This window comes from Scytonema millei VB511283, assembly GCF_000817735.3.
GTDB classification, from domain to species: Bacteria; Cyanobacteriota; Cyanobacteriia; order Cyanobacteriales; family Chroococcidiopsidaceae; genus Chroococcidiopsis; species Chroococcidiopsis millei_B.
Map to the genome: position 1 here is coordinate 173963 of NZ_JTJC03000007.1, position 24829 is coordinate 198791.

At 44.1% G+C, this 24829-nt stretch carries 26 protein-coding genes; 13 read left to right on the forward strand and 13 right to left on the reverse strand.

The features are described from left to right. Positions 1 to 69 precede the first annotated feature (69 nt). The 4 genes from QH73_RS21950 to QH73_RS21965 all read right to left on the reverse strand — a co-directional run bounded on the left by QH73_RS21950 (position 70) and on the right by QH73_RS21965 (position 4534). Positions 70 to 1014 (reverse strand): GDP-L-fucose synthase family protein, encoded by a 945-nt coding sequence (locus QH73_RS21950; RefSeq protein ID WP_039716155.1) that lies wholly within the window; start codon positions 1012 to 1014, stop codon positions 70 to 72. 29 nt (positions 1015 to 1043) lie between these two features. Next, the gene (gmd, locus tag QH73_RS21955; protein WP_039716154.1) at positions 1044 to 2123 is read right to left on the reverse strand and encodes a GDP-mannose 4,6-dehydratase; all 1080 of its coding nucleotides are present in this window, start codon (positions 2121 to 2123) and stop codon (positions 1044 to 1046) included. A gap of 430 nt (positions 2124 to 2553) precedes the next feature. Then, positions 2554 to 3285 (reverse strand): undecaprenyl-phosphate galactose phosphotransferase family protein, encoded by a 732-nt coding sequence (locus tag QH73_RS21960; RefSeq protein ID WP_039717590.1) that lies wholly within the window; start codon positions 3283 to 3285, stop codon positions 2554 to 2556. A 109-nt stretch (positions 3286 to 3394) separates the two neighbouring features. Beyond that, on the reverse strand, positions 3395 to 4534 hold the full coding sequence (locus tag QH73_RS21965; RefSeq protein WP_201278284.1) for a glycosyltransferase: 1140 nt from the start codon (positions 4532 to 4534) through the stop codon (positions 3395 to 3397). 27 nt (positions 4535 to 4561) lie between these two features. Between QH73_RS21965 and QH73_RS21970 the strand changes: the two genes are divergently transcribed. Both QH73_RS21970 and QH73_RS21975 read left to right on the forward strand, forming a co-directional pair. Continuing rightward, complete coding sequence (locus QH73_RS21970) at positions 4562 to 4702, forward strand: hypothetical protein (RefSeq protein WP_165587763.1); 141 nt, start codon at positions 4562 to 4564, stop codon at positions 4700 to 4702. 32 nt (positions 4703 to 4734) lie between these two features. Continuing rightward, a complete protein-coding gene (locus QH73_RS21975; RefSeq protein ID WP_039716152.1) occupies positions 4735 to 5664 on the forward strand; it encodes an NAD-dependent epimerase/dehydratase family protein in 930 nt (309 codons plus the stop codon). A 110-nt stretch (positions 5665 to 5774) separates the two neighbouring features. On the opposite strand, the gene pgsA is transcribed toward QH73_RS21975, so the two are convergent. Continuing rightward, positions 5775 to 6323 carry a CDP-diacylglycerol--glycerol-3-phosphate 3-phosphatidyltransferase gene (gene pgsA / locus QH73_RS21980; RefSeq protein ID WP_039716151.1) on the reverse strand — a complete coding sequence of 183 codons (549 nt, stop codon included), beginning with the start codon at positions 6321 to 6323 and terminating at the stop codon, positions 5775 to 5777. A 302-nt stretch (positions 6324 to 6625) separates the two neighbouring features. Between pgsA and QH73_RS21985 the strand changes: the two genes are divergently transcribed. After that, positions 6626 to 7303 carry a sugar transferase gene (locus QH73_RS21985; protein ID WP_039716150.1) on the forward strand — a complete coding sequence of 226 codons (678 nt, stop codon included), beginning with the start codon at positions 6626 to 6628 and terminating at the stop codon, positions 7301 to 7303. 122 nt (positions 7304 to 7425) lie between these two features. Here the strand turns inward: QH73_RS21985 and QH73_RS21990 are convergent, their stop codons facing one another. Both QH73_RS21990 and QH73_RS21995 read right to left on the reverse strand, forming a co-directional pair. Then, entirely contained in the window at positions 7426 to 8613 is a 1188-nt protein-coding gene (locus QH73_RS21990) for a glycosyltransferase family 4 protein (protein WP_039716149.1), read from the reverse strand. A gap of 109 nt (positions 8614 to 8722) precedes the next feature. After that, the gene (locus QH73_RS21995) at positions 8723 to 10354 is read right to left on the reverse strand and encodes a DUF2079 domain-containing protein (RefSeq protein WP_236147121.1); all 1632 of its coding nucleotides are present in this window, start codon (positions 10352 to 10354) and stop codon (positions 8723 to 8725) included. A gap of 785 nt (positions 10355 to 11139) precedes the next feature. Between QH73_RS21995 and QH73_RS22000 the strand changes: the two genes are divergently transcribed. From QH73_RS22000 to QH73_RS22010, 3 genes are all read left to right on the forward strand, one after another. Then, positions 11140 to 12285, forward strand: a complete 1146-nt coding sequence (locus QH73_RS22000; RefSeq protein ID WP_052290120.1) for a hypothetical protein — start codon at positions 11140 to 11142, stop codon at positions 12283 to 12285. Positions 12286 to 12381: 96 nt separating this feature from the next. Then, positions 12382 to 13305: a DMT family transporter gene (locus tag QH73_RS22005; RefSeq protein ID WP_132867463.1), complete on the forward strand. Its 924-nt coding sequence runs from the start codon at positions 12382 to 12384 to the stop codon at positions 13303 to 13305. A gap of 83 nt (positions 13306 to 13388) precedes the next feature. Then, positions 13389 to 14786 (forward strand): TldD/PmbA family protein, encoded by a 1398-nt coding sequence (locus QH73_RS22010; protein WP_039716147.1) that lies wholly within the window; start codon positions 13389 to 13391, stop codon positions 14784 to 14786. Positions 14787 to 14809: 23 nt separating this feature from the next. Here QH73_RS22010 and QH73_RS22015 read toward each other — a convergent pair whose 3' ends face one another. From QH73_RS22015 to QH73_RS22040, 6 genes are all read right to left on the reverse strand, one after another. Then, positions 14810 to 15229 (reverse strand): hypothetical protein, encoded by a 420-nt coding sequence (locus QH73_RS22015; protein WP_039716146.1) that lies wholly within the window; start codon positions 15227 to 15229, stop codon positions 14810 to 14812. A 61-nt stretch (positions 15230 to 15290) separates the two neighbouring features. Then, entirely contained in the window at positions 15291 to 15845 is a 555-nt protein-coding gene (locus QH73_RS22020; protein ID WP_039717587.1) for a hypothetical protein, read from the reverse strand. Between the two features lie 159 nt (positions 15846 to 16004). After that, the gene (locus QH73_RS22025) at positions 16005 to 16898 is read right to left on the reverse strand and encodes an AraC family transcriptional regulator (protein WP_039716145.1); all 894 of its coding nucleotides are present in this window, start codon (positions 16896 to 16898) and stop codon (positions 16005 to 16007) included. 113 nt (positions 16899 to 17011) lie between these two features. Beyond that, positions 17012 to 18346, reverse strand: coding sequence for a carboxyl-terminal processing protease CtpB (ctpB, locus tag QH73_RS22030; RefSeq protein ID WP_039716144.1), 1335 nt, complete (start codon positions 18344 to 18346; stop codon positions 17012 to 17014). 412 nt (positions 18347 to 18758) lie between these two features. Then, positions 18759 to 18914 carry a hypothetical protein gene (locus QH73_RS22035; protein WP_165587764.1) on the reverse strand — a complete coding sequence of 52 codons (156 nt, stop codon included), beginning with the start codon at positions 18912 to 18914 and terminating at the stop codon, positions 18759 to 18761. 44 nt (positions 18915 to 18958) lie between these two features. Beyond that, the gene (locus QH73_RS22040) at positions 18959 to 21424 is read right to left on the reverse strand and encodes a single-stranded-DNA-specific exonuclease RecJ (RefSeq protein WP_039716143.1); all 2466 of its coding nucleotides are present in this window, start codon (positions 21422 to 21424) and stop codon (positions 18959 to 18961) included. 140 nt (positions 21425 to 21564) lie between these two features. Here QH73_RS22040 and QH73_RS22045 point away from each other — a divergent pair, with 140 nt between their 5' ends. The 7 genes from QH73_RS22045 (at position 21565) to QH73_RS22075 (ending at position 24816) form a co-directional block, all read left to right on the forward strand. Further along, entirely contained in the window at positions 21565 to 21945 is a 381-nt protein-coding gene (locus QH73_RS22045) for a response regulator (protein ID WP_039716142.1), read from the forward strand. Between the two features lie 132 nt (positions 21946 to 22077). Continuing rightward, positions 22078 to 22266: a hypothetical protein gene (locus QH73_RS22050; protein WP_132867464.1), complete on the forward strand. Its 189-nt coding sequence runs from the start codon at positions 22078 to 22080 to the stop codon at positions 22264 to 22266. 24 nt (positions 22267 to 22290) lie between these two features. Then, positions 22291 to 22638: a hypothetical protein gene (locus QH73_RS22055; protein WP_039716141.1), complete on the forward strand. Its 348-nt coding sequence runs from the start codon at positions 22291 to 22293 to the stop codon at positions 22636 to 22638. 195 nt (positions 22639 to 22833) lie between these two features. Continuing rightward, complete coding sequence (locus QH73_RS22060) at positions 22834 to 23376, forward strand: VOC family protein (protein ID WP_132867465.1); 543 nt, start codon at positions 22834 to 22836, stop codon at positions 23374 to 23376. Positions 23377 to 23405: 29 nt separating this feature from the next. Continuing rightward, the gene (locus tag QH73_RS22065; RefSeq protein ID WP_039716140.1) at positions 23406 to 23780 is read left to right on the forward strand and encodes a VOC family protein; all 375 of its coding nucleotides are present in this window, start codon (positions 23406 to 23408) and stop codon (positions 23778 to 23780) included. 121 nt (positions 23781 to 23901) lie between these two features. Continuing rightward, positions 23902 to 24369 (forward strand): 4a-hydroxytetrahydrobiopterin dehydratase, encoded by a 468-nt coding sequence (locus tag QH73_RS29230; protein ID WP_309476518.1) that lies wholly within the window; start codon positions 23902 to 23904, stop codon positions 24367 to 24369. A 159-nt stretch (positions 24370 to 24528) separates the two neighbouring features. After that, entirely contained in the window at positions 24529 to 24816 is a 288-nt protein-coding gene (locus tag QH73_RS22075; RefSeq protein ID WP_039716139.1) for a hypothetical protein, read from the forward strand. The last annotated feature ends 13 nt before the right edge of the window (positions 24817 to 24829 follow it).

The window sequence follows — 24829 nt, forward strand, 5'->3', positions numbered from 1 at the left end:
GTTTACTCAATAATTCCTACTCAGATAAATATTGTGAATTATGAGTCAACCCATTGCTACAAATTTGACTTATGCTCCGTGCTTTCGATACCAGTCAATTGTATTGGTCAATCCCTGTCTGAAACCTACTTGAGTCACAAAACCATAGGCTTGTTTTGCCCTTTCGGTATCCAAACAGCGGCGGGGTTGACCGTTAGGCTTATCAGTTTGCCAAACAATTTCCCCGTCATATTCCATTAATTCGCAAATTAAATGAATCAAATCGCGAATTGAAATTTCCTCGCCCGTTCCCAAATTCACAGGTTCGGGGTCGTTATAAAACTGAGTCCCCATGACAATTCCCCGCGCTGCATCTTCGGAGTAGAGAAATTCACGGGTAGGAGTACCGTCACCCCAAACAGGAATTTGCTTATCTCCCCGCAGTTGAGCTTCATGCACTTTGCGGATCAAAGCTGGGATAACGTGGGAACTCTTGGGGTCGAAGTTATCTTCAGGACCGTATAAGTTGACTGGCAAGAGATAGATCCCATTAAAGCTGTACTGTTGGCGATAAGCTTGCAATTGTACTAATAGCGCTTTTTTGGCAATGCCATAGGGAGCATTGGTTTCCTCTGGGTAGCCATTCCAGAGGTCATCTTCTTTGAATGGGACTGGTGTAAATTTGGGGTAGGCACAGATCGTACCGACACAGACAAACTTTTCCACTCCTGCTTGATAAGCCGAGTGGATCAGTTGCGCCCCCATCATCAAGTTATCGTAAAACAGCTCGGCTGGTTTAGCTTGATTCAGCCCGATACCGCCAACGTGGGCAGCCAGATGAATAATAATATCTTGCTGGTCAACCGCGCGCTGGCAGTTTTCTAAGACTCGTAAATCGCAATCGCGCGATCGCGTTACGGTAATCTTGTTTTTATCCGCGCCAACTTGACACAGTTGGTCTATCACCTGACGACCTAAGAACCCAGCACCGCCAGTTACGAGAATGCGTTTGTTGTTTAAATCTAAGGCGGTCATGAGTTCAGCCTCGTAGGTAGGTTTTAGAACTAGGATAGGTAGCTGACCATATCTTGACGGATTGTTGCGATGTCATGGATGACTGAAGCACCATTTCCATTCGGGGCAGATAGACCGATCGCTTTTAAATCTGCGTCCACCATTAAAGCAACAAGCTGCTCGAATGTCACGCTAGGAGTCCATCCCAATTTTTGTCGTGCCTTGGTAGAATCTCCAATTAGTAATTCTACCTCTGCTGGTCTGAGGTAGCGATCGTCAAATTCTACGTAGTCTTGCCAATTCAAATTGACATAACCAAAAGCTAATTCGAGAAACTCACGCACGGAATGGGTTTCACCCGTAGAAATTACGTAATCATCAGCTTGCGGCTGCTGTAACATCAACCACATTGCTCGTACATAATCTTTCGCATAGCCCCAGTCGCGCTTTGCGTCTAAATTACCCATGTAGATTTTCTTCTGTTTGCCAGCGACAATACGGGCAACAGCGCGGGTAATTTTGCGCGTCACGAAAGTTTCACCCCGACGCGGGCTTTCGTGGTTAAATAAAATACCGTTACAGGCAAACATCTCATAAGATTCGCGATAGTTAATTGTTTGCCAGTGAGCGTAAACTTTAGCACAGGCATAAGGACTGCGAGGATAGAAAGGAGTTGATTCTTTTTGCGGAATTTCCTGTACTAATCCATACATTTCTGAAGAACCGGCTTGGTAGAACCGAACTTCTATACCCGTCCGGTGCTGGTAATCGCGAATTGCTTCTAATAACCGTAACGTTCCCATGCCTACGGAATCCACCGTGTATTCAGGGGAGTCAAAGCTAACGCGGACGTGGGATTGAGAACCTAAATTATAGATTTCTATCGGTTTGACTTCTTCTAAAATGCGTCGTAGCGTCGTGCCGTCTGTCAAGTCCCCATAGTGCAGAAACATCCGCACGCCTTCTTTGTGCGGGTCTTCATAAATATGATCGATCCGGTCTGTGTTGAACGTCGAGGTACGGCGAATGATTCCGTGTACCTCATAGCCTTGTTCTAATAGAAACTCGCTCAGGTACGAACCGTCTTGACCTGTAATACCAGTAATTAAAGCTCTCTTTGTTTGCGTCATAATTTAGTACTATATTTTTCTTTTTCCCTAAAACAATAGAGCAAGAACGCTGCTACAACTTAAGCAAATAATGGCAAAATTGCCCTCAGAGAGATCACCTAGTCGTGCAGTTGCCGTTTGGTTGGCGCTAATGCAAGCTTGGCTAAAATACAAATTAACTTAAAGTTTGCTTTTCATTATTAAGTAATTATTGAGTAATTGCAAAGATTGCACGGATTGAGAGGGCGATCGCTTCAGGCTTCTGACTCTCGGCACTGTTTGGAACAGCACTAAATATACCGCTCGTAGAAACCGCAGGACAATGAATCGACAAGAAAAGTATTGTTTCAGATAAAAAAGGGGCAATTGATGCCCCTAAAAGCGAAAATGATAATTTTCAGCAAACCATAACAAATCTCAAATGCTGACGGCTACAAGCTAACGGATACACTTAATAAGCACCGTTATTTTTTGGTACAATTACCACAAATACCGTCTTTAAAATGACCCACACATCTAGCCACATGCTGTAAGAGCTGGCATAGTGAACGTCTATTTGCACTCTACGATTGTAAGGAATGTCATTTCTCCCCGACACTTGCCACAAACCAGTAATTCCTGGCTTGATGGTTAAGACCTTATCAATATGACGACCATATCGCGGTAGCTCTTCTGCTACCAAAGGTCGGGGACCGACGATACTCATATCACCCATAAGCACGTTCCAAAATTGGGGAAATTCATCTAGGCTAGTTAAGCGCAAAAAATGACCGACTTTGGTAACGCGCGGGTCTTGTTTTAACTTGAAATTATCCTCAAATTCCTGCCGCAATCCTGGCGACGAGGCAATCAATTCTGACAAAATCTCATCAGCATTGGCTACCATAGTACGGAATTTAATACAATAAAAAGGCTTGTGATTTCTGCCTACTCGTTCCTGAACGTAAAAGATCGGTCCAGGGGAACTCAAGGCGATTGAGAAGCCTAATACCAGATAAACTGGCGCAAATAAAATTAGAACGGAAAGCGAAAATAAAACATCGAACAATCTTTTGGCAAACTCTTTATTGAGTCGAGCGAGCAATAAACCCTTCGGTTTAGCTCTGGTTCTAAACGGCTCTTGCCCGCGTTTGACAAAAGCCTGTAACCGCTTGCCAAAGAGGAGTGAGCTTTGGGCTGTCATCATACTCCTAAACCATCCACACCACACATAGTCCCGATCTTAAAGCCAGAAGCACCATTCTGAGGCATATTTAATTTTAGAGGGTGTAAAACCAGCTAAAAATCAACTCCTAAGAATTAGGGACGAAGAACTCCTGACACGAGCGTTCTAGAAAAGCTAAAAACTGCTCTTCAAAGATTTTAGGGGTAAATTGAGTTGCCTGGGTGCGAATGCGATCGGAATCGAACGCTACCCAGTTGGCTTCAAATTTTTCCACAGCTGCCACCAATGCGTCTACTGTTTGCTCTAAAAAAAATATTCCCGTCGCGCTATTGGGGTAGCGGTGCAAGTCTCGCACTGTTTCCAATGCTCCCCCAGCGCCCAAGGCAATAACTGGCGTGCCGCAAGCTTGAGCTTCGACGATCGCGATGCCAAAATCCTCTAGAGCTGCATAAACAAACGCTTTTGCTTGAGCCATATATTTTTCTACTACATCATTAGGCTGCTCTCCTAAAATTTGAACGTGCGACTGTGCCAGTTGGCGAATCTCTGATAGTTCTGGTCCCGTACCGATTACAACCAAAGGTTTTTTGAGTTGATTGAAGGCGCGAACGATGGTTGAGACTTGCTTGTAACTGACCAGCCGCGAGACCGTGAGGTAAAAATCTTGTTTATCTTTCACCACGGGGAAGCGATCGACATCTACAGGCGGATAAATTACTGTAGCAGGACGACGATAGCAGCGCCAAATACGGCGTGCCGTATGGTGAGAATTAGCAATGAAATAATCGACACGGTTAGCGGCGATCGCATCCCACTGACGCAGGCGATGAAGTAAATACCTAGTGGCAATTCCAGGTAGACCGCGACCCATGCCGCTAAAGCGGAGGTAATCGAACGTCATATCCCAAGCAAAGCGCATCGGACTGTGACAATAGCAAACATGAAGCTGCTGGGGACTGGCAAGTACGGCTTTGGCAACGGTATGAGACGAAGAAACGATCGCATCATAGGCACGCAAGTCTAATTGTTCGATCGCCAACGGCAACAAAGGGAGATATTTCTGTACGCCACTGCGCGAGAACGGTAAGTGTTGCAAAAATGTCGTACCAATTTTGCGCCCGAACAAATAACTTTGGGAATTAGTAGATTCAAAGTCAATCAGTGCGTAGAGATCGGCATTGATGCACCTGAGAATTTCTCGCACGACTAATTCCGAACCGCCAGTAGCTTGAGGCGTTAACCACTCATGGACAAGGGCATATTTCAAGGTTACACTTAGCTGAATTTTGACTCTATGAGAATTTATAGCTTAAATCAGGGAGCAGGGAGCAGGGAGCAGGGAGCAGAGAAGCAATTCAAAATTCAAAATTCAAAATTCCCCTACACCCCACACCCCACACCCCACACCCACATCGATCGCACCACTCACCCCTAAACTGAGAGTAGACGAATTGGGATTGGGTAATTATGCGAATTTTGATTATGGGTGGTACGCGCTTTATTGGTGTTTACCTAACCAAAATCCTAGTAGCGCAGGGTCATGAAGTGGTGTTGTTTAATCGCGGTAATCGCCCTATTCCAGTTGAGGGGGTAACTCAGATTCAAGGCGATCGCACTTCTCCAGAACAATTAAAGGCAAAACTATCTCAAGAGCATTTTGATGCCATTTACGACAATAACGGCAGGGAACTGAGCGATACTCAACCGCTAGCTGAAATCTTTCGCGACCGGGTGCAGCACTTTGTCTACATGAGTTCGGCTGGCGTGTATCTCCGATCCGACCAGATGCCCCACTTAGAAGGCGATCCCGTCGATCCTAAGAGCCGCCACCGCGGAAAGTATGAAACAGAGGCATACTTAGCTCAGATAGGCTTGCCCTTTACAGCAATTCGCCCTACGTATATCTACGGAGCTGGTAATTACAACGATTTGGAAAGCTGGTTTTTCGATCGCATCGTCCGCGATCGCCCGATTCCCATTCCCGCTAACGGGCTACACATAACTCAAATGGGTCACGTTGAAGATTTAGCTCAAGCAATGGCTCGGGTATTGGGCAACGAGAGAGCCATAGGGCAGGTTTATAACGTCTCTGGCGATCGCTACGTTACTTTTGATGGTTTAGCCCGCGCTTGCGCTGTAGCTGCCGGAAAATCGCCGGAAAAGCTAGCGATCGTACACTACGAACCGAAAAATTTTGATTTTGGCAAGCGCAAAGCCTTCCCCTTGCGAGTCCAGCATTTCTTTGCCAGCGTTGATAAAGCCATTACGGAACTAAGCTGGCAGCCACAATACGATCTAATTTCTGGCTTGAAAGACTCTTTTCAAAATGACTACCTAGCTACTGGACGAGACAAAGCCGAGATAGATTTTTCCCTAGACGAAGAGATTTTGAAGTAACGCCGTAGAAACTCGATTTATTGCGTTTCTATGATTTTTCGACTCCTGTGCGGACGGGTTTTGAATACAGATAGCTCGCTTCGTCTGTGAATTTTGTGCTAAACCCGTCCCTACGACAACTCCCTGCTCCCTGCTCCCTGCTCCCTCGCAGGCAACACATAAATCAACCCCGAAATCAAAGTCAAAGCAACAGAAAGCCAAAAAACTCCCAGTGCGGGGACGTGCCAAGTTGGGGGTAAAGGAGCAATCAATAAGGCGATCGCGGTAATTTGGCTAACTGTTTTGAGCTTGCCCCAAAGATTTGCTCCCGCGATCGCATTTGAACCCGTCAAGCTAGGAGAAACGCGCCAGCCAGCTATACTTAGTTCCCGCGCCAAAATCAAAAATACTCCCCAAGCAGGAAGTTGTCCTAGCTGAATCAGCGATAACAGTGGAGCCAGTACCAGCAATTTGTCTACCAATGGATCGAGAAATTTGCCAAGTTCAGTGATAGCGTTCAGTTTCCGGGCTAAATAACCGTCCAACCAATCCGTCAAAGCCGCAACCAAAAACACTATTAAGCAAAACCAACGTGCGGTTGCTGTCGTTACTGGCAAAAGATAAAGCAGCAATGGCAGGGCTAGAAGTCGAGAGAGAGTGACCCAGTTAGGTATATTCATCTATGCGAATGTGAGGAAATCATAAAGTTTAGATGAAGCTAAAGTCAGCAAGTTGAAGAGAAATTGACTGCTGAACAGCTCTATTTCTTGAGTAAAATCTTTGAAAAAGCCAACTTTACATTATCTTTACAAAGTGCGAGCGTAAGCAGGTTCTTGATAAAGATTCGACAAAATGTAAGTTAAAGTACTGTCATTCTAGCCAAGAGAGAGATTATATTCGGGATACAAGTTCAGTAAATCTACTTCGGTAAATCTACTTCAGTAATACTACGATCTATCCGATCCAGGTTTTAGTCGTGACAATGTACCAAGCACCGTTCCCCACCGCCATCAAAACTGTCGAACTTAAGTCTCCCCAGACACTAGATGCAGTTCATCCATCAGCCAGATCGGCTTTCAAGAGATGTTTGGACATCGTTGGCAGTTTAGTCGGACTGTCGATCTTGGCAGTTATCTTCATACCTTTAGCGATCGCCATCAAGTTAGACAGCCCAGGACCAATTTTCTACGGGCAAGAACGCTACGGACTGCAAGGACGAATATTTCGGATGTGGAAATTCCGTTCGATGGTTCCAAACGCAGACGCACTGAAGTCTCAAGTGAAAAACGAAGCATCGGGGCTAATTTTCAAAAACACGCAAGATCCAAGAATTACGAGAGTTGGTCGTTTCTTGAGAAGCACTAGCCTAGACGAACTGCCCCAATTTTGGAACGTATTAGTTGGAGACATGAGTTTAGTAGGTACTCGTCCACCAACTGCTGACGAAGTTGCTCAGTACAACGATCGCCACTGGCAAAGATTAAACGTGAAGCCGGGTTTAACGGGAGAGTGGCAAGTCAGCGGACGCTCTAGCATTAAAGATTTTGAAGAGATTGTCAATCTCGACCTGCGCTACCAAAAAATGTGGCATCCCTTCTACGACTTGTTCATCATTGCTAAGACTGTGTACGTAATTTTTGCTAAAGTAGGTGCTTGCTAAGCAGCAATTAACGATCGGCAACCAGTTGATATAGAATTCCTTGGGGGACGACCAGCCTGTATACGGCTGGTTTTTATTGCGTCTAAATTGTAAAAGTAGGGGCGCATAGCTATGCGCCCCTACTACCAAGAAATTTGCGATCGCTCTCGTACGACTTGTTGATAAACTGCTTGCGTTTGTCGGGCTAACTTGCTCCAATTAAAGCGGCGATCTAAATCCTCATAAGCATTGTCAATTAGCCATTGCCGATAATCGGGATTTTTTAAGACTTCTAAAATTCCCCAGGCAAGGGAGTCAGAGTTATTCGTCCAAGTCACAACTCCAGTCTTGGTATGCTGCACGACTTCTGGAAATCCGCCCGTATCGGAGACAACGACGGGTACGCGGGCAGCGAAGCTTTCTAGGGCAACAATCCCAAACGGTTCGTAGAGGCTAGGAAACACGGCACAATCAGCCACTGCTTGAAATTTATCGAGAAAGTCGTCGTACATAAAACCTGTGAAATAGCACTTGTGCCAAATACCTAGATCCCAGGCTTGACGCTTCAAAGCTTCGGTATTACCACCACCAACAAGTACGAATTTAGCACGACCACCCATTTCCCACAGCACTTTGGGAGCTGCATTCAGCATCACGGACACGCCTTTTTCGTAAGTCATACGACCGACGTAGTAAACGATCTTCTCATCATCTTCAGCATATTGACGGCGGAAGTGCCAATAATCAAAATCTTGCCGTCTGTGCTTCTTTTCAGGACGGATACCGTTATAAATGACATCGATTTTGTCCCAAGGACTCGCCAGCGCCCGTTCTACTTCGCGCCGCATGTAGTCGGTACAGACGATAATTCGCCAAGCATTATAAGCGAGTAATTGCTCTTTGCCGTTGATGTAGCGCTGTTCTTCGGTATAGATACCGTTGTAACGACCGTGTTCGGTAGCGTGAATTGTAGCAATCAGGGGGATTTTAAAATTATGCTTGAGGGCGATCGCGGCATCTGCTACCAACCAGTCATGGGCGTGGATCAGATCGAACGGTTCTTCTTCTAAGATCAACTTTGCGCCGTGGCTACCCATGCTTTCATTCATGTTTGCCACCCAATGGAAAAAGTCATGTCCCCAGGCAACTGGGACCCGATGTACGTGGATTCCCTCGAAAAGCTCGTACATTGGTGCATGACCGAATTCCACTGTCACCATGTGGACTTCATGCCCTAGTTTGACCAGTTCGGGGTAGAGTTCCCCAACATGCCGAGCAATGCCTCCGACAATGCGCGGCGGAAATTCCCAGCTTAATACGAGTATTTTCATCGACCCCAATCCCTGCGACTTACTTGCTGCTTACCTACAATCTATCTAAATGTATAGGATTGGAATTTGAATGAGTATTCTCACTCAATTCTTCACAAAATTTAACTTCCTAGTTTGACAAATTTTGCCGAAAAGCCAACCAAGCAGATGTGGCTTCCGGCAGTGAAGTGACACCTTTATGCAGCAAAATGACTCCATCTTGAAAGCCGACAATCCCATATTCGCCTGTATTAAAGAGTCGATCGATCAGTTTTACATTGTCTTGTAACTGCTGGCGATCGCTTGTAAAAGCAACTTGATACTGTTGCAGTTGCCAGAGGTCGGCAATTGCATATTCTACCTGAATGACTTCCCTCGCATCATTACGCAACTGCAATCCTGGTAGACGCAGGATCTCGCGACGGCTGGAAAGGTGAGGCACGATATGAGTGGTTGCCGATACACTCGCTTGTGGGGGAATTTGTGCTAGCAGCGATCGCATTTGGCTAACGTGTTGCCATTGACGCGGTAGGGAAATATGTACCCAAGGTTGAATCGAATCGGGAATTAAAAAGTAAAGCGTCCGGTTGGGATTGTAGGCAATTGTAATTACTAGGGAAAGACAAATACATCCAATCCAGAAGCGCTGAAACTTGGGCTTAAAGACTTTAGGATGCACTGACCACCACAAAATCGCGCCGTAGAATAATCCTGGGACGACGCTCATGGCATAGCGAATCGTAATTGCTAGAACGGATTCACCTTGACCTAAGAATAGTTTTAACAGAGGAAAACCCGCGATCGCCCAAGCCGTGCCAGACAGTGCGGGAACGAAAGCCAAAGGCAGCCATTGCCCCAGTAAATACAAAAATGTCCCAGGAAAAGGAGTCACTAATTCTACGAGCAATCGCCAAGGATTGCTGACAATTCCCCAAATAATCTCAACGGTAGACGCATCTTCCCCAGTTGCATACTGTCCGAACCGCTCCATCATGAAGCGCTTGGAAATATCCTCTGAAAACAGCGGCATGATTGAATTTGTCAAAGCCAGCATGTAGCCAAAACTGAGAATGCATGTCGCTAAACCAGCACGGGGAAAACGCCGACTTAAAACCATATAAGCCCCTACCCCAAATAACCCAATGCCGCTATCTTCCCTCACAGCTAAAAGCAGCACTGCCAGCAACCAAAAGACCCACCACTTGCGTTTTTCCATTGCCAGCAGAATACCAAACGTAAGTAAAGGTATCTGGCTAATGTCGTGGAAGTTAGTTAAAGTTGGACCAACAACAGCGATCGCGCCATAAAAACTCACGCTAACCATCGCTGCTAAGAGTGGTTCGAGATACAAGCGAGCCAAGAAATATAAAACAATCCCAGCAGCGGTGACTAGAACGACCTGTAACACGCTCAAAGTCGCCGGAGATGGGAAAAGGGCATATAGCGGTAGCCAAACGAGTAAGGCAGGGGTAAAATGCTGTCCTAGCCGATGGTAGTAAACCTCTGGGATTTCTCCAGCATGAACGACGTTCGTGGATAGGCTAGAAGAAAGAGAACTCTGGAAAAATCTACCGTGAATCCCATTCCAGAAAACTTGATTGAATATGCCCTGGTCGAAAGTCGCATAGAAGCTATAGTACCGATGCAAGACCAGAATTAATCCCACGAGCAAAAAAGCGATCGCACCACCTGTTATTAACTTTATGCCTGGTTGTTTTTGCGATCTCAACGCCTGTAGTTTCAACATTTGTAATCTCAACATTTTCACTCCTCACGAATCTGCGTTTTAAGCATTAAGTTTTGATTCAACTTTCAATCAGACTTTGGTAATAGTAAATTGATTTTTTCGAGAACAGCTCCAGAGTAAATTGTAAAACTCAACGAGCTGTACTGCCGATCGCGACATTCGCTCGACTGAAGGTTCATATTACAAAAAAGTTAAGCGCACTTTAAAACATCAGTGATTACACTGATGTTTTTCATGATAAATGTATTTCTAAATCAAACTATATTTAAGTATTTATACTGATAAACTTTATTACATTATAGTTTTTTCAGCAAGCTAGCCATGTATACCGACTTTAAATAAAAACCTTTCGTAATAAACTATTTCAGCTTTTTTTATTGCATATTAGACATACAAATATTCAGGAAAATTGCGGTTGGTTGTATATTCGATTTAGCATAAATTAAAAATATGCTTGAGTGATTTTACATACAAAAACTCTAGGAACTATGTAATTAACGTGCAAAATATTAGTTGTCTATCCGCAACAAAATTGGTTGTAAATACTACGTTTGAATGCTGAAACAGATGGTTTGCTGCCTGTTATTGGATGAAAATCAACCTGAATCAACTGTAACTATTGCTGCAAAAACAGTTCTATTTGTTCGTAGTTTGACAAAGCAGACTTGCTAGTATCCAAAGCCTACAGATGCCAAATATCTTGTTGAGTTGCAAGAGTTACACGGTGGTATGAATTACCGATTTTCCTACCTACAGTTTCTAGAAAATGTATTAGTTCTTTACAAAAAAAGGAGATGACTATGACTGCGCTTCTACTAAATCATCCCGCTCAAACTATTTCTCTTTGCGATTTGCTAGAGAGACTACCACAATATCCCAACGATCGCGATTTCGGTTCGGACATCAACGAAGCAAATCGTTTACTTTTGTCTGATGAATATAGTATTTCACAAAAAATAAAGTGCTGTTTTGAGTGGATGTCTCGTTCTCAACCTTGTTTATTTGGTCGGATGGCTGCTTTAGGTTCAGAGGGTCTTGCTGTTAATATATGTTGGCTCTCTGAAAATGATATTGCCTTGGGAGACCTCTACTTAATTAGAAAAATTCAAGCGGAACGTAGAGCTTGGAAAGATAGAGCTGAGAAGGGTGAAAGTCATGGATTCTTAGTTATGTTTAACAGTAAAAAGCTAGCTTTTGCTAAACCAAGTTTAGAATTATTAGAGGTTTGCAAGCATATCTCCGATCTCTATTTCATCGAACACGCTCCTACTGAAGCCGACGTAATTTATACAGAAGCAATACCGCTGCGAGATCGAGCGGGAAAGCTGGCTATTTTCAAAGCTGGAGCGAATATATTTTATCCAGGAGCGCATAAAACCCGCAACCATGACCGTCGATTACCTGGAGGATTACTGATTTCAATTAACTCTCCAGGTCACTATGCAAATTCTCTCATACTACGTGGGCTAGCTAAGTCAATTTCTGAAGCTGTAGAGTTTATTAGACAGGTAGCTTGGCGTTCTATCGGTAATGGCGGAATGGGCGATCGTAAAATTCAAAGTACTACTTGGCACAATCAGGATCTATCTCGTCCTCCATCTCAATGTCCAATGAAGCATCGTCCTCCTTATATTCCGATTGACTTTTCTACAAAAACATACTCTAGTTTGTATCATACAGATGTTCTTTCACCTACCGCAGTCACAGTCGATCCAACAGATATAGATAAACTAGGAGCCAATTATGAAAACTTAGAGGCTTGGAGCGAGCTACGCACTGATTACTTAACAACAAAAGTTTACGAGCCTAAAGATAGAAATTACGCTTTATTTCACGGGCATCCTATTTCGGAAGAAGCGAAATATCATAATCCCTGGTCTCCAATTCGACCATCTAATCAGCCAGGATTGCACTATGGATATTCCGAATACCTAGAGGAAATCTAAATCCGCAGTCGGTTAAAGAAGTTGTTGTCAGACTGAAAGGCTGGATGCAAGGTTGAAAATTTTTACAATTGGTTCTGTTTTAATTGAGGCAGAAATATGTCAAATACTTCATCTTCCCTCATTTTTGACAAAGGGAGAGCTGTAGGAGCTATGATTCTTTCCTCTGCTTGCTGGGGACTGGCTACAGTCATGAGTAAAGCAGCATTAGGTTCTGTTCCTCCTTTACATTTACTAGCAATTCAACTAGCATCCAGTATTACTTTTCTGTGGACGATCGCGCTACTAACCAAACAATATCCCTCATGGAAATGGCAAACGTTGAAATATAGCCTGACTGGGATTTTAGAACCAGGATTTGCTTATATTTTTGGGATGTTGGGACTTGTTATGACCACTGCCAGTAATGCCTCGCTAATTGGCACAACTGAACCCATTATTATTATTGCGATTTCTTGGATATTCTTACGCGAGAAAGTGACAAAAACTTTTCTGCTTTTTACTGGCTTTGCTTTGGCAGGAGTGATTTTAATCATCAGTCAAGATCTCAACCTACTCCAATTCAATAGTCAATCGTTCTTGGGAGATTTTTTGATTTTTATTGGTACATTTTGTGCCGCACTCTATGTGGTGATATCTCATCGTATAGTAGGGAGCGATCGCACTCTCTCTCCCTTATCCTTAGCAGCAATACAACAAACTGGTGGTTTTATCTTAGTAACTTTAGTTTGGTGGGCTGGCATACTCGGTAGAGAAGTGATGAATTTGCCAGGATTAAATATAGGTGTGTGGTTATTGGCGATCGCCTCTGGGATCGTACAGTACGCCCTTGCCTTTTGGTTCTATCTCATCGCTCTTAGAGAGATCGCTGCTGGTACTGCGGCTCTATTCCTTACCCTGATCCCAGTTTTTGGTGTAGGCGGAGCATATCTGTTTTTACACGAGCAGCTCACGTTATGGCAGTGGATAGGAGCTACCTTGATTGTCTCAGCAGTGTCCGGCATTACTTCGCAGCAGAAGTAATTCTATTCGCAAACCACATGCGCAGGTGACTAATTCCGATCGTTACTGCAAAATGAAATAAGGATAAGTTATAACTAGCTCCCATGCCTACCGCGCTTGCCGATTCCAAAAACTTGCTCGCTGATGCGATCGCTAAGTACTCTCATAAAGTTGATTATTTGCTCGTTCGCCTCGAAGAGTCCCAGGGAACAGATATTATGCTGCGGGGCAATAAGATAGAAACATTGAGCGAAGGAATTTCGATCGGCGGGCAAGTTCGCGCGTGCTACAAGGGCGGTTGGGGATTGAGTAGTTTTAATAAATTATCCGATCTCAACTCTAGAATCGAAGAAGCGATCGCGGCAGCGCGAATTGTGGGTAATCATGAAACCCTGCTAGCAGATATCGAACCAGTGCAAGCTACCTGCTTTGTCCCCTTGACAGGAACCGATCCGCGTCACGTTCCGCTAGCACAAAAAAAGGAATTATGCGATCGCTATGGCGAAATTCTCAAAAGCGCGAGCGATCGAATTACCACTACGTCAGTCCGTTACGGCGATATTTGCCAGCGAGTCATTATTGCCAGTTCGGAAGGAACGTTAATCGATCAATCTTGGGTGGACATGGAAATGCGCTTTGCTGCAACTGCACGCGATGGGGATACAGTCCAGACAGGTAGAGAAACCACTGGTTCTCGCAAGGCTTATGAGGATTTAGTGAGTTTGGATGCCCAAGTCCAAAGTGCAGCTCAAAGAGCTGTAGCAGCGTTGTCTCTACCTTCAGTTAAAGGCAACACCTATACTGTTGCGATCGATCCGATCCTCTCTGGTTTATTCGTTCACGAAGCCTTCGGGCATCTTTCTGAAGCAGATATGGCGTATGAAAACCCCGATCTGCTAGAAGTTATGAGCATGGGACGGCGCTTTGGACCCAAGGAGCTACAAATTTTTGATGGTGCAGCACCCCAAGGACATCGTGGTAGTTACTTCTACGACGATGAAGGGACTCCGGCGACAACGACGCAATTAATTCAAGATGGCGTTTTGGTTGGTAGGCTCCATTCACGCGAAACTGCTGGCAAGTTGGGAGAAACACCCACAGGAAACGCTCGTTGTCTCAGCTATCACTACGCTCCCATCGTCCGCATGACAAACACTTGGATCGAGCGGGGGACGACACCAGTGGCAGATTTATTTACCGATATTAAAGAAGGAGTCTACGCCCGCAACTGGTTGGGAGGGATGACTAATGGTGAAATGTTTACCTTCAGCGCAGGAGAAGCTTGGCTAATCCGCAATGGTAAACTTGCCGAACCCGTGCGCGATGTTACACTGTCGGGAAATGTCTTTCAAACCCTAGCAGATATCGAGGCGATCGGAGATGATTTCTACTGGGATGAATCTGGCGGCTGTGGTAAAGGCGGGCAAAATGGTTTACCTGTTGGTTGCGGCGGTCCCAGTTTGAGAATTCGGAATGTGGTTGTAGGTGGAGAAGCGTGTTGAATTCGGAATTCCAACACTCTGCTTTAAATGCTTACCTTTGGTTCCTTGCGCCATTCTTTCAAAACTAAAGCCGATCGCAGGATAAAAATTAGTAGAGAGATACCTGCGATCGCATCCGTCCAAATTAATAAATGCATCTTTCCAGAAAATACATGTTGAACTGAATAAAGGTAATGTCCTGGACTAGAAAGTCCAGTTATAGAATAAATTCCTAAACATACATACGCAGCCCAAAACATGTCTTTAACGTACAACACATAGCCAACAACGCCAAACGTTGTTAGTACGATCCAAGCAAGATAAATACTATCGGGAGTAATCCAATTAGGTTGGGGATACTTATCATAGGATACAAAATTATCTGAGTAGTGCAAGATAGTGGAAATAACATTAACAATTAGTAGTATGAATAACGCAGTTCGATTGATTTTCTTACCATCCATTGTAATAAGTCTCCTTATTGTTGAGATATTGGCTGAATTAAAGATGACAAATTAAGTTTTCTTACCAGCGCAGAATTGGCAATGGATTAAGTGGATGTTTTATAGCATAACTTCCTAACACTTTGGCGATCGCACTGGGATAAAAGCTGTAAGTTGGAAATGCTTGATGAACTTCGCGAACATAACTTTTAGGTAAGCCAAAACGCAGTTTTCCAAAACTTACATCAATCCAGTCAGCTTGACGCATTGATTCTACAAGGTTGGCAAATTCACCTTTATAAGTTCTAATTTTGTGGTGGTTGCGAATCATTGCAGCAATTTCAGCCGACCATTCTTGACGATTAATAGACGTTAAATAAAGTTCGGCTAATTCTACCGCTGGTTCGAGGTATGCTACCGTGCGATCGGGAAAAATTGTTAGGTCGTGCAAAGCAGTTGCTATTGCAATTTTCTCTTCTCTATCTACCTCTGGTTTACTTAAACAAAGCACAAAATTAAGCATTCGCAAGCAATGATTGCGGTAGCCAACAAAGTCAGATTTTGAAGAAAAAGTTTCTCGTCTTGGTTCTAAAATGTCATCAATAAGATGACATTCAGTTATAATTTTCTGGTTCATCGCTAGGCTTTCTATCTTTTTTCGATCGCGCAAAGACGCAAAGGCGCAAATCTTACTTTGTGCCTTCGCGGCTTTGCGTGACAATTTTAATAAGCTTACTCTACAAGGCAAAAACAACAGCCGTCTTGTCAAATCTTCTCAAAAATAGTCAAATCTTGCTCAAATGCGATCGCGATACTTTTTGGGTGTAATACCTGTGTGCTTGCGAAAAACGCTCGTAAAACGGCTTTGATCGTGAAATCCAACTTGTAAAGCAATATCAGCAATAGATAAATCCTGCTTTGCCAGTAGATTTTTTGCTGCTTGAATACGACAATTCAGTAAATACTGATGCGGGGAATATCCTGTAGATTGTTTAAACAATCTAGCAAAATGATGAGGACTAATTTGTACTAATGCGGCTAAGTCAACTAAACTTACATTTCTGCCTAAATGAGTTTGAATATAATCGATAACTTCTCTTAATTTGGATTTAGGTAACCCTCCAATAGCTTCTTTTAGAGTAAGGTTTTGGGTAGAATAATGACGAAAAATATGAGCGGCTAACATTGTGGTTGCCGACTCAGCATAAAGGCGGTCGCCCCCTCCACTAGATTCTAATTCTGTCTTCAACGCCATACCAATACTATAAATTAGCGGGTCATTAATAGCAGATTGAGGAATAATTTCATAGCAATTAATATTTATAGAATCATCTACAAAACGGTTTAATGTTTGCGGATCGAGATCGATTTCAATAAATTCAATTTCACTATTCCAATTAACTATATGCGGGATAAATGCTGGGTAAATTCCAACTGCACCCTTGGTATAAGTTTTTTGTTGCCAGCGCCCCTCTGCTTGCAACTCTACATTGACAGGTTGCCCTGTATAAATCGTAATTGTATGTTGTAAAAAAGTTGCTTCAGGCGTTTCCCAGGCAGGCTGACGGTAGTATCCGACGTGAATGCCATCCCAATCTCGATTGGCGCTAGAAAGAATTGGCGCGACTGGTAGTATGGGAAAGATTGTCTCTTGCTGAAAAGTGTTAACGACGAAAGGGCTTTTTGTCATTGGTCATCGATCGTCGGTCATTGATGGGGACTCTAAGTAAATTATCAGACTAAAAATGCAATAGGGACATACAAATGTACGCCCCTGCGATCGCGAATATGAGTGAAAATTATTTATAACTGATTCCGCTCTACGACTCGTTTTGAGATGTGCGGTTTTTTCAGTGGTTTTTTAAATTGGGCGAAACTATTGTTGGTAATTACAGAAATTGCCCGTGCGTACTGCGGATCTTGTCTAGTGCCGATTGAAGAAGGATTTGCAGCTAGTTGGCGTTTCTGAGCCTCATTCAAGTCGATTTTAATATCTGGTGTAATCCCTTTGTGACTGATATCCGTACCTTTAGGCGTGTAGTAATGGGCAACTGTTACTGCTAGTCCCGAACCGTCTGATAGGGAATGGACTGATTGGACTAAAGCCTTACCAAAGGTTTGGCTACCAACTACGACAGCGCGTTGATGATCTTGCAATGCTCCCGCTAAAATTTCGCTGGCGCTGGCAGAATTACCATTGACCAAGACAACTAGAGGGCGCTGAGTCAGTGCGGTTCGATTGGCTGGTATTTCTTGACTAGCTCCCTGTCGGTCTACTGTTTTCACGATCGAGCCTTTATTCAACCACATTCGTGAAATTTCTACCCCTGCTTGCAGCAAGCCACCTGGATTATCCCGCAGATCTAGAACATAAGCATTCACATTCTGGCGATTGAGGTCTTGAATTGCTTTTTGCATTTGCTCTGAAGCATGGGCGCTGAATTCCCGCAAGCTAATATAACCAACTCGCTTATTACCCTCCCGCTTTAGGGTGTATGTAACTGTAGGCAATTCGATTTTTGCCCGCGTTAGCCGAAGATCGAAGGCACTTTTGCCTTGCCGCTCGATTTTCAATGTGACAGGCGTACCTGCTTTGCCCCGAATTAGGCTGGAGGCAGCTTGCACGTCCATTTGTTGAGTTGGCTTACCATCAATTGCGACTATTTTGTCTCCGGCTTTAACACCCGCTTTGACGGCAGGGGAATTTTGAATAGTCTCAACTACAGTTAAACGCTTAGTTTGTTTATTTAATTCCATCCGAATCCCCACTCCAGTCACTTCTCCTGAAGTTTGGCTAGTCAATGCCTCATACTGCTTGGGGTCGAGAAAACGAGTATATGGGTCGTTCAGCTTAGCCAGCGCGACTCGGACAGCGGCGTAAGCTTGTTCGCGGTTAGTATATTCTCTACTTAATAAATCTTGTCTCGTTGCTTGCCAGTCTGTCTTGTTGAACGTGCCGTCCACATATTCTCTAGCAACGAGTTGCCAAACTTCGTCAACTAAAGCTTTAGGGCTATTTTGCATCAGTGCGGCACGGACAGAACCACACCAGGGAGATAGCGCCAGAAACGATGTAGTGGCGATCGCTCCACCAAACAGAGCAAGTTGTAGGGAGGAGAGGCGTTTAATATATTGCATGAGGTTAGCAAGCAGAGGTTAGCAAATCGAAAGCTATATTGCTCATTACCCAACGGGTTGAGACAGAGTAGATTTCTCTTGAATATACACCCAGATAGCGTGTGATGGCAGCGAAATCGCAATTGCGATTGCTGTTTCATATACTTTCTTCAAGCCATTATTCCCAACATACTCAAACAGATTAAGTTCGTCACAAACTCTCTGTGACAGTTTACCTATTGTCCGAAGAAATATAAAGTTTAGATTTTGTCTAGATTTGCACTGTTATTTGTAAGATTAACAACTATTGGTCAATTATATCTATTTCATTTTTGACGATCGCTTAATGTATTTTAGTAAAGTTTTTTTGCATCTTTGTTAAATCAATTATCAGTTATTTAGTTATCAGTTATCAGTTATCAGTTATCAGTTATCAGTTACTTTTCTCCCTCAGCCCCCTCAGCTCCCATTCTCCGAGAAGGGCTTGCCCTACAGCTCCCTCAGCTCTCTTTCCCCCACACCGCACACCGTACACCGCACACCGCACACCGCACACCCTATCTACTACTAGCCACCAGCCACCAGCCACCAGCCACTGGTTCCACCAGCCACTCCCGACTTACGACTTCTCCCTCACTCCTCACTCCTTACCCCTAATTGAGCGGCATGGGCTTGAATGGTAGAGAGGGGAACTGTAGAAAAATACTGCCGTTGAAATTGTTCTTCTCGGACAGCTTGGGCAAATTTGTCTATTGCTTGCAGGTAAGCGGCATCGGTAGCATGGAGATTTGTAGATGTTGCAATGTGCCACGGTACTTCTTGAGAAATTTGAAAATAGCGGTCTTGAAAACTAACGTAAAAGCCCAAGTAGGAAAGGGCAGTAAATCCTAGTCCTAAAAGGCGATCGCTCACTCCAAGCTTTTGACTGAGTTGCACGCGAGTCACCGTTTGTCCGGTACGGCAAAGGTATTTAGCAATTCCGACTAACTGTTGCCAGACTTGTTGTGGTGAGACTGGTTCGGGTGCAGTCCATGCCAAGACTAAGGACTTATTTTCAAATTGCGATCGCCGCATCCAGACACGTAACTCATCCCAACAAGTGGGACAGGTACGCACGACAAGCGAGGATGGATCGCCTGTGAATGTATCCTCAACTGGGGCGATCGCCATGCCACGGCAGTCGAGAATTTGAGGAGCGAGGGGCGTTAGCGAAGCGGGACGAAGTCCGGAGTGAGGAGTGAGGGATAAAGAGTCGGCAGCACGGACGGCAATGAGGCGGACTTCGTAGCGTTGTTTATTTTTATACGAGTTGTAGTCGAGTTCTACAATACAGTCACAGCGTCCAGTCGGGATCTCGTCTTTATAGTGTCCCCACCACACGCCAGGAAAACTAGTTCTAGTCGAGTTATCCCGCAAATTAAAATCTGTTTTGATATACTGCACTTTGTTTCCCCGCCAATCTTGTTGGTTACGATGCCAAACATTTTCAAACCAGCAATTTTGGATTAGCAGTTTTGGTACGGGATTACCCATACCGCAGGGTTCGAGTAGTTTCAGTTCTAAAAACACATCTCTACCTAAATCGTCTACCGTCACCACCAGATCTGCTTGTACGGATGGCACGGCGATCGCGCTTCCCTGCTGTCGGAGTTTTTGGTTAATCGCTGCGGTAAATAGCGGTATATTTTCAACGGGTATGCTTAACCCAGCCGCAAAAGGATGTCCGCCAAACCTGTGCAGTAAATGCGCTTGATCTTTCACTAGCTGGTACAAATCGATATTACCGACAGACCGAGCCGAACCGCGAGCTAATAATTTGGAATTCGGAATTCGGAATTCGGAATTCGGAATTAAATTGTCTTCCTTGTCTTCCTTGTCCTCCTTGTCTCTCTCCTGTGTACTCAACAAAATCGTAGGACGACCCGTTTCCTGAGCAATTTGTCCGGCGACGAGTCCTAAGACTCCAGGCGACCATTGGGAATCTACGAGAACGATAACGCTGGTGGTGGAAAGATCGATTTCTGACTTGAGTTTTTGGGCAACTTGCTGGGCAACTTCTTTTTGTAAAGACTTGCGACGAGTGTTTGCCAATTCGGTTTCTTGGGCAAGGCGCTCGACTAAGTTGCGATCGCTACTGGTCAGTAATTGAACGCAAAAGCTTGCGTCCCCTTGAATCCGGCTCACGGCGTTGATGCGGGGACCCAAACCGAAAGAAATATCTGTGGGGCGATCGCCACTTTTCTGACACATTTCTAATAATCGTCCTACTCCTGGTCGCCGTCGCTGTTGAACTGGTTGTTTGTAATCCTGTTGCATCCGTTCGATGCCCAATTGAGCTAAATAACGGCAATCTCCACTCAGTTGTACTAAATCGGAAATTAACCCAATGGCGACGAGATCGAGTAAATCTTCTAATGGTTGTTGCGGTACATTTGGTAAAAATTGATATAAAGCTTCTACAAGTTTGTAGGCAACTGCGACCCCAGATAGATGAAATAATTGATGCTCTGAAGGGAAATAACGCGGATTAATTATTGCCGTCACAGGTGGACGTTCTGCGGGTAAAGTATGGTGGTCGGTGACAATAACATCAATGCCCAAAGATTTCGCATAGAGAATTTCTGCAACATTCGTGCTACCAGTGTCGCAAGTCACGATTAACTTACAGCTATCGCGGGCAAGCAGATCGATTCCAGGGAAGTTCAGCCCGTGCGACTCGGTAAGGCGGTTGGGGATGTAATAGGAAAGTTGGGTATATTGACAAAAAAATTGTCCCAATCCATCCCATAAAACCGCTGTAGAAGTAATACCATCAGCATCGAAATCACCCCAAATCGCCACTTTTTCTTGGCGATCGCGAGCAATTTGCAATCTTTCTACTGCTAACTGCATTTCTTGCCCAAATTCAAATGGGCTGGCAGGTAGATAGCAGCGAGGATTGAGATATCCAGGTAGCTCCTCTCGGGCTTGAATTCCCCTTTGCCATAACAGTTGTGCCGCAAATCCCCGTGCGCTAGGGGCATATTCCCTAACTGCTTGCACGAACCACTCTGGGGGCTGTTCGGTTGGGACGATCCATTGCGGTTGGGGGGCGTTCATAGGAAACAAGGGAGCAGGGAGCAGGGGGACGAGAGCTGAGGGAGCTGGGGGAGCTGAGGGAGCAAAAAACAACTACCAATTACCAATTCCATTTGCGATCGCAGTCATAATCGCTTTATGACTATTTGAAGTGTAGCGACATGACTACTAAGCGCGTACTAGTGATTGATGATGAAGATGGTGTCAGGGAAATTATTCAATTCAGTCTCGAAGCAGTAGCAGGGTGGGAGGTTTTGCCAGCAGCTTCTGGTAGTGAAGGCATAGACATAGCTCAAGCTCAACAACCTGATGCGATTCTACTAGATGTTATGATGCCAGACTTAGATGGACCCGCAACATTTCAGCAACTACAGGCAAATACTACCACTTGTCATATTCCCACAATCTTTCTCACTGCCAAAGTCAGAACTAGCGAACAACAGCAATTACTTGATTTAGGCGTAGCAGGTACGATCGCCAAGCCTTTCAAAGCTCAAGAGCTAGTCGAGCAAATTCGTACAATTTTACAGTGGGATGAGTGACAGTTATCAGTTATCAGTGACTCCTGACCAGTGACCGGTTAACCAACAACCGTCAGATGTCAACTGTCAACCACCAACCGTCAACCATCAACAGTTCACAAATTATTCACATTAGTATCCTAATTTCAAATTGTGAGTCACGAGTTGACTCTTTCCCGATTTAAGCAAGGCAGAATCTTCTATTTTCTTCCGATTGTTAAGATTGCTTCTTTTTTCTCCCTTGCCTTCCCTACCCGCTTACCGAGCATGGTAGAGCTGGAGCAAGAGATCGAGACTGCCTCAGCTAGCTTCCATCTTGCCAGACTAGATACTCCTACTTGAAGCGAAGCATAATTGGAATACATCATGAAATTCAAACACTCTCAACTGCTTTCTACTAAATTCGTAGCTGGATATTTATTGTTTCCTCCTAAAAACAAAAGCAAGAGAGTCAGGATAGGAAGACAAAGATCGCTTCAACAAGCGGAAGGGCAATTGCCTATTCAAGTTACTTTAATTAAGCAGCAAGTAAAAACTGTAACACCTCGAACTCAACTACATCAGCAAACGAAATCTACTAAACGACGAGTTTTTACTATTAAAGAGCTGTTTGAGAAATATGAAGAGTCTTATCACAACGCTCTATATTTGGAAGCAATCAAGTTTATTCTAGAGCAGATTTTTTGGGATAGCTCTAGTTATCTAGAGGAATAAGTTTAGCCAACAAGGTTAGTACGATAAATATGCGATCGCCTGGGTAGCGATCGCTTTTTGTACTTAGTTAACGGATTATGTGCGATCTAAGCGAGTGGGATGATACTATGGCAGCAGGCTGGAAAATTTAAATTCAGTAGCAGACAAGCTAAATAAATAAACTCCTATCTCCTTTCTTTTTCAGAGGTACTTAGCATGATAGATTTTCAATTGCAGGGTATCAATCATATCGCCTTGGTCTGCCAAGACATGGCGCGTACAGTAGATTTTTATACCAACACTTTAGGGCTAAAACTGATTAAAACAATTGCCCTTCCTGATGGCGGGCAGCATTTCTTCTTTGATGTTGGTAACGGCGACGCGATCGCCTTTTTTTGGTTTCCCCAAGCACCAGCCGCTGCACCTGGAATTGCATCAGTTAATCCTGAAGGATTGCAAAATGGTAATTTCACAACTGCCCATGCTTCGATGAATCATCTCGCTTTTAACGTACCTCTAGAAAAACTAGAAGAGTACAGAGAAAAGTTAGCTGCTAAAGGTGTAACAGTTACACCTGTATTACATCATGCCGATGTTCCATCTGGTTTCGTTAACGAACTCGATGAAAATACATTTATTTCATCCTTTTATTTCTTCGATCCTGATGGAATTTTGCTTGAATTTGCTGCCAATGTTCGCACTTTAGGCGATCCTGCAAGAGATATTTTACATACACCTGCAACAGCAAATAGTAATTAAAGAGAGCTAGAAGTGATAGATGGACAAGCATGGGTTTAAATTACACAAACTCATTAGTTACGCTGGCAACTCAAAATTTTGAATTGCTAGTCAACTTTTATCAGCAATTTCTAGAGCAAACTCCCATAACTCAAATTCCTAGTATTTATGCAGAATTTCAGTTATCTGGTTTGCGTTTGGGCATATTTAAACCTAAAGCATCAAACCAAGCAGAATTTATTAACTCAACTCACAGTAGAATGAGTTTGTGTTTAGAAGTGAAAGATTTAGAAGCAGCGATCGCTCATCTCACTGAAATCGGCTGTCCACCACCAGGGCAAATTGTTACAGCCTCCCACGGCAGAGAAATTTACGCTTACGATCCTGATAGTAATCGAATTATATTACATCAGGCAAAAAACTAGGCTGTACTATTAGTCTGCAATAGAGGCGATCGCGAATGAATTTTGAGTCTTTCTGCTGAGATAAAAAAATTTATGACATAATTTGCGATCGATAGCAATACGATCGCACGCTTTCCTTCTTATGAATTTTCAAAAATACCTGTTGAGATGGCTGCCAAAGCATTTGGCGCACTTCGCGATCGCGCTCTTTTGTCTAGGATCGTTATTAACAGCGATCGCTTTGTTGAGTCAACCTAGCTTGGGAAACTCAATATCTTCCGCACAACCAGCAATTCAGGAGTATGCAATGAGTAATTCTCAAACGAGTAACTCTCAACTGTCTGAAGCAGAATTAAAAAAAGCCCTGGGAGAATTGAGTGGCTGGAGTATAGAAGCAGGAAAACTCCACCGTCAGTATCAGTTCAAGTCTTTTGTAGAAGCTTTTGGCTTTATGTCAAGTTTGGCTCTAGTTGCCGAGTCAATGGGTCATCATCCAGAGTGGTTTAATGTTTACAATCGCGTTACGATCGATCTAACCACTCACGATGCTGGTGGAATTACAGCCAAAGATGTAGAACTTGCCCGTAAAGCCAACCAACTCGCGAAATGATTAGGGAATCGGGAGTCGGGGGAAAGAGAGCTGGGGAAGCTGAGGAAGCTGAGGAAGCTGAGGGAGAAAAAACAACACTCAACCGTCAACCGTCAACCGTCAACACGTCCGTGTAGCGAGCGCGTTTACCGTCAACCAACACCAAATGACCAATGACCAATGACTAAGGAAAAACCTTTATCAGAAGCTGCACTCATCAAAGAAGTCTGTCGGCGAATTCGCGTTGCTAGGAGCTACTGGGATGCTCACAATAATGCTGCTTGTCGTGGCGAACGCGATCGCGCTTTAGCGCTCTACAATACTCTCACGCCGGAGCAAAAAGACCAAATTCCCCAAGTTTTAAGAGTTTGGCTGCGTTATCGCAGTGAGAAGTATTTCGGTTCCCACAGAACTCCACCCCAAGCAAAAGTCAAAAGTCAAAAGTCAAAAGTCAGAAGTCGCAATTAACTGGTCACTGGTC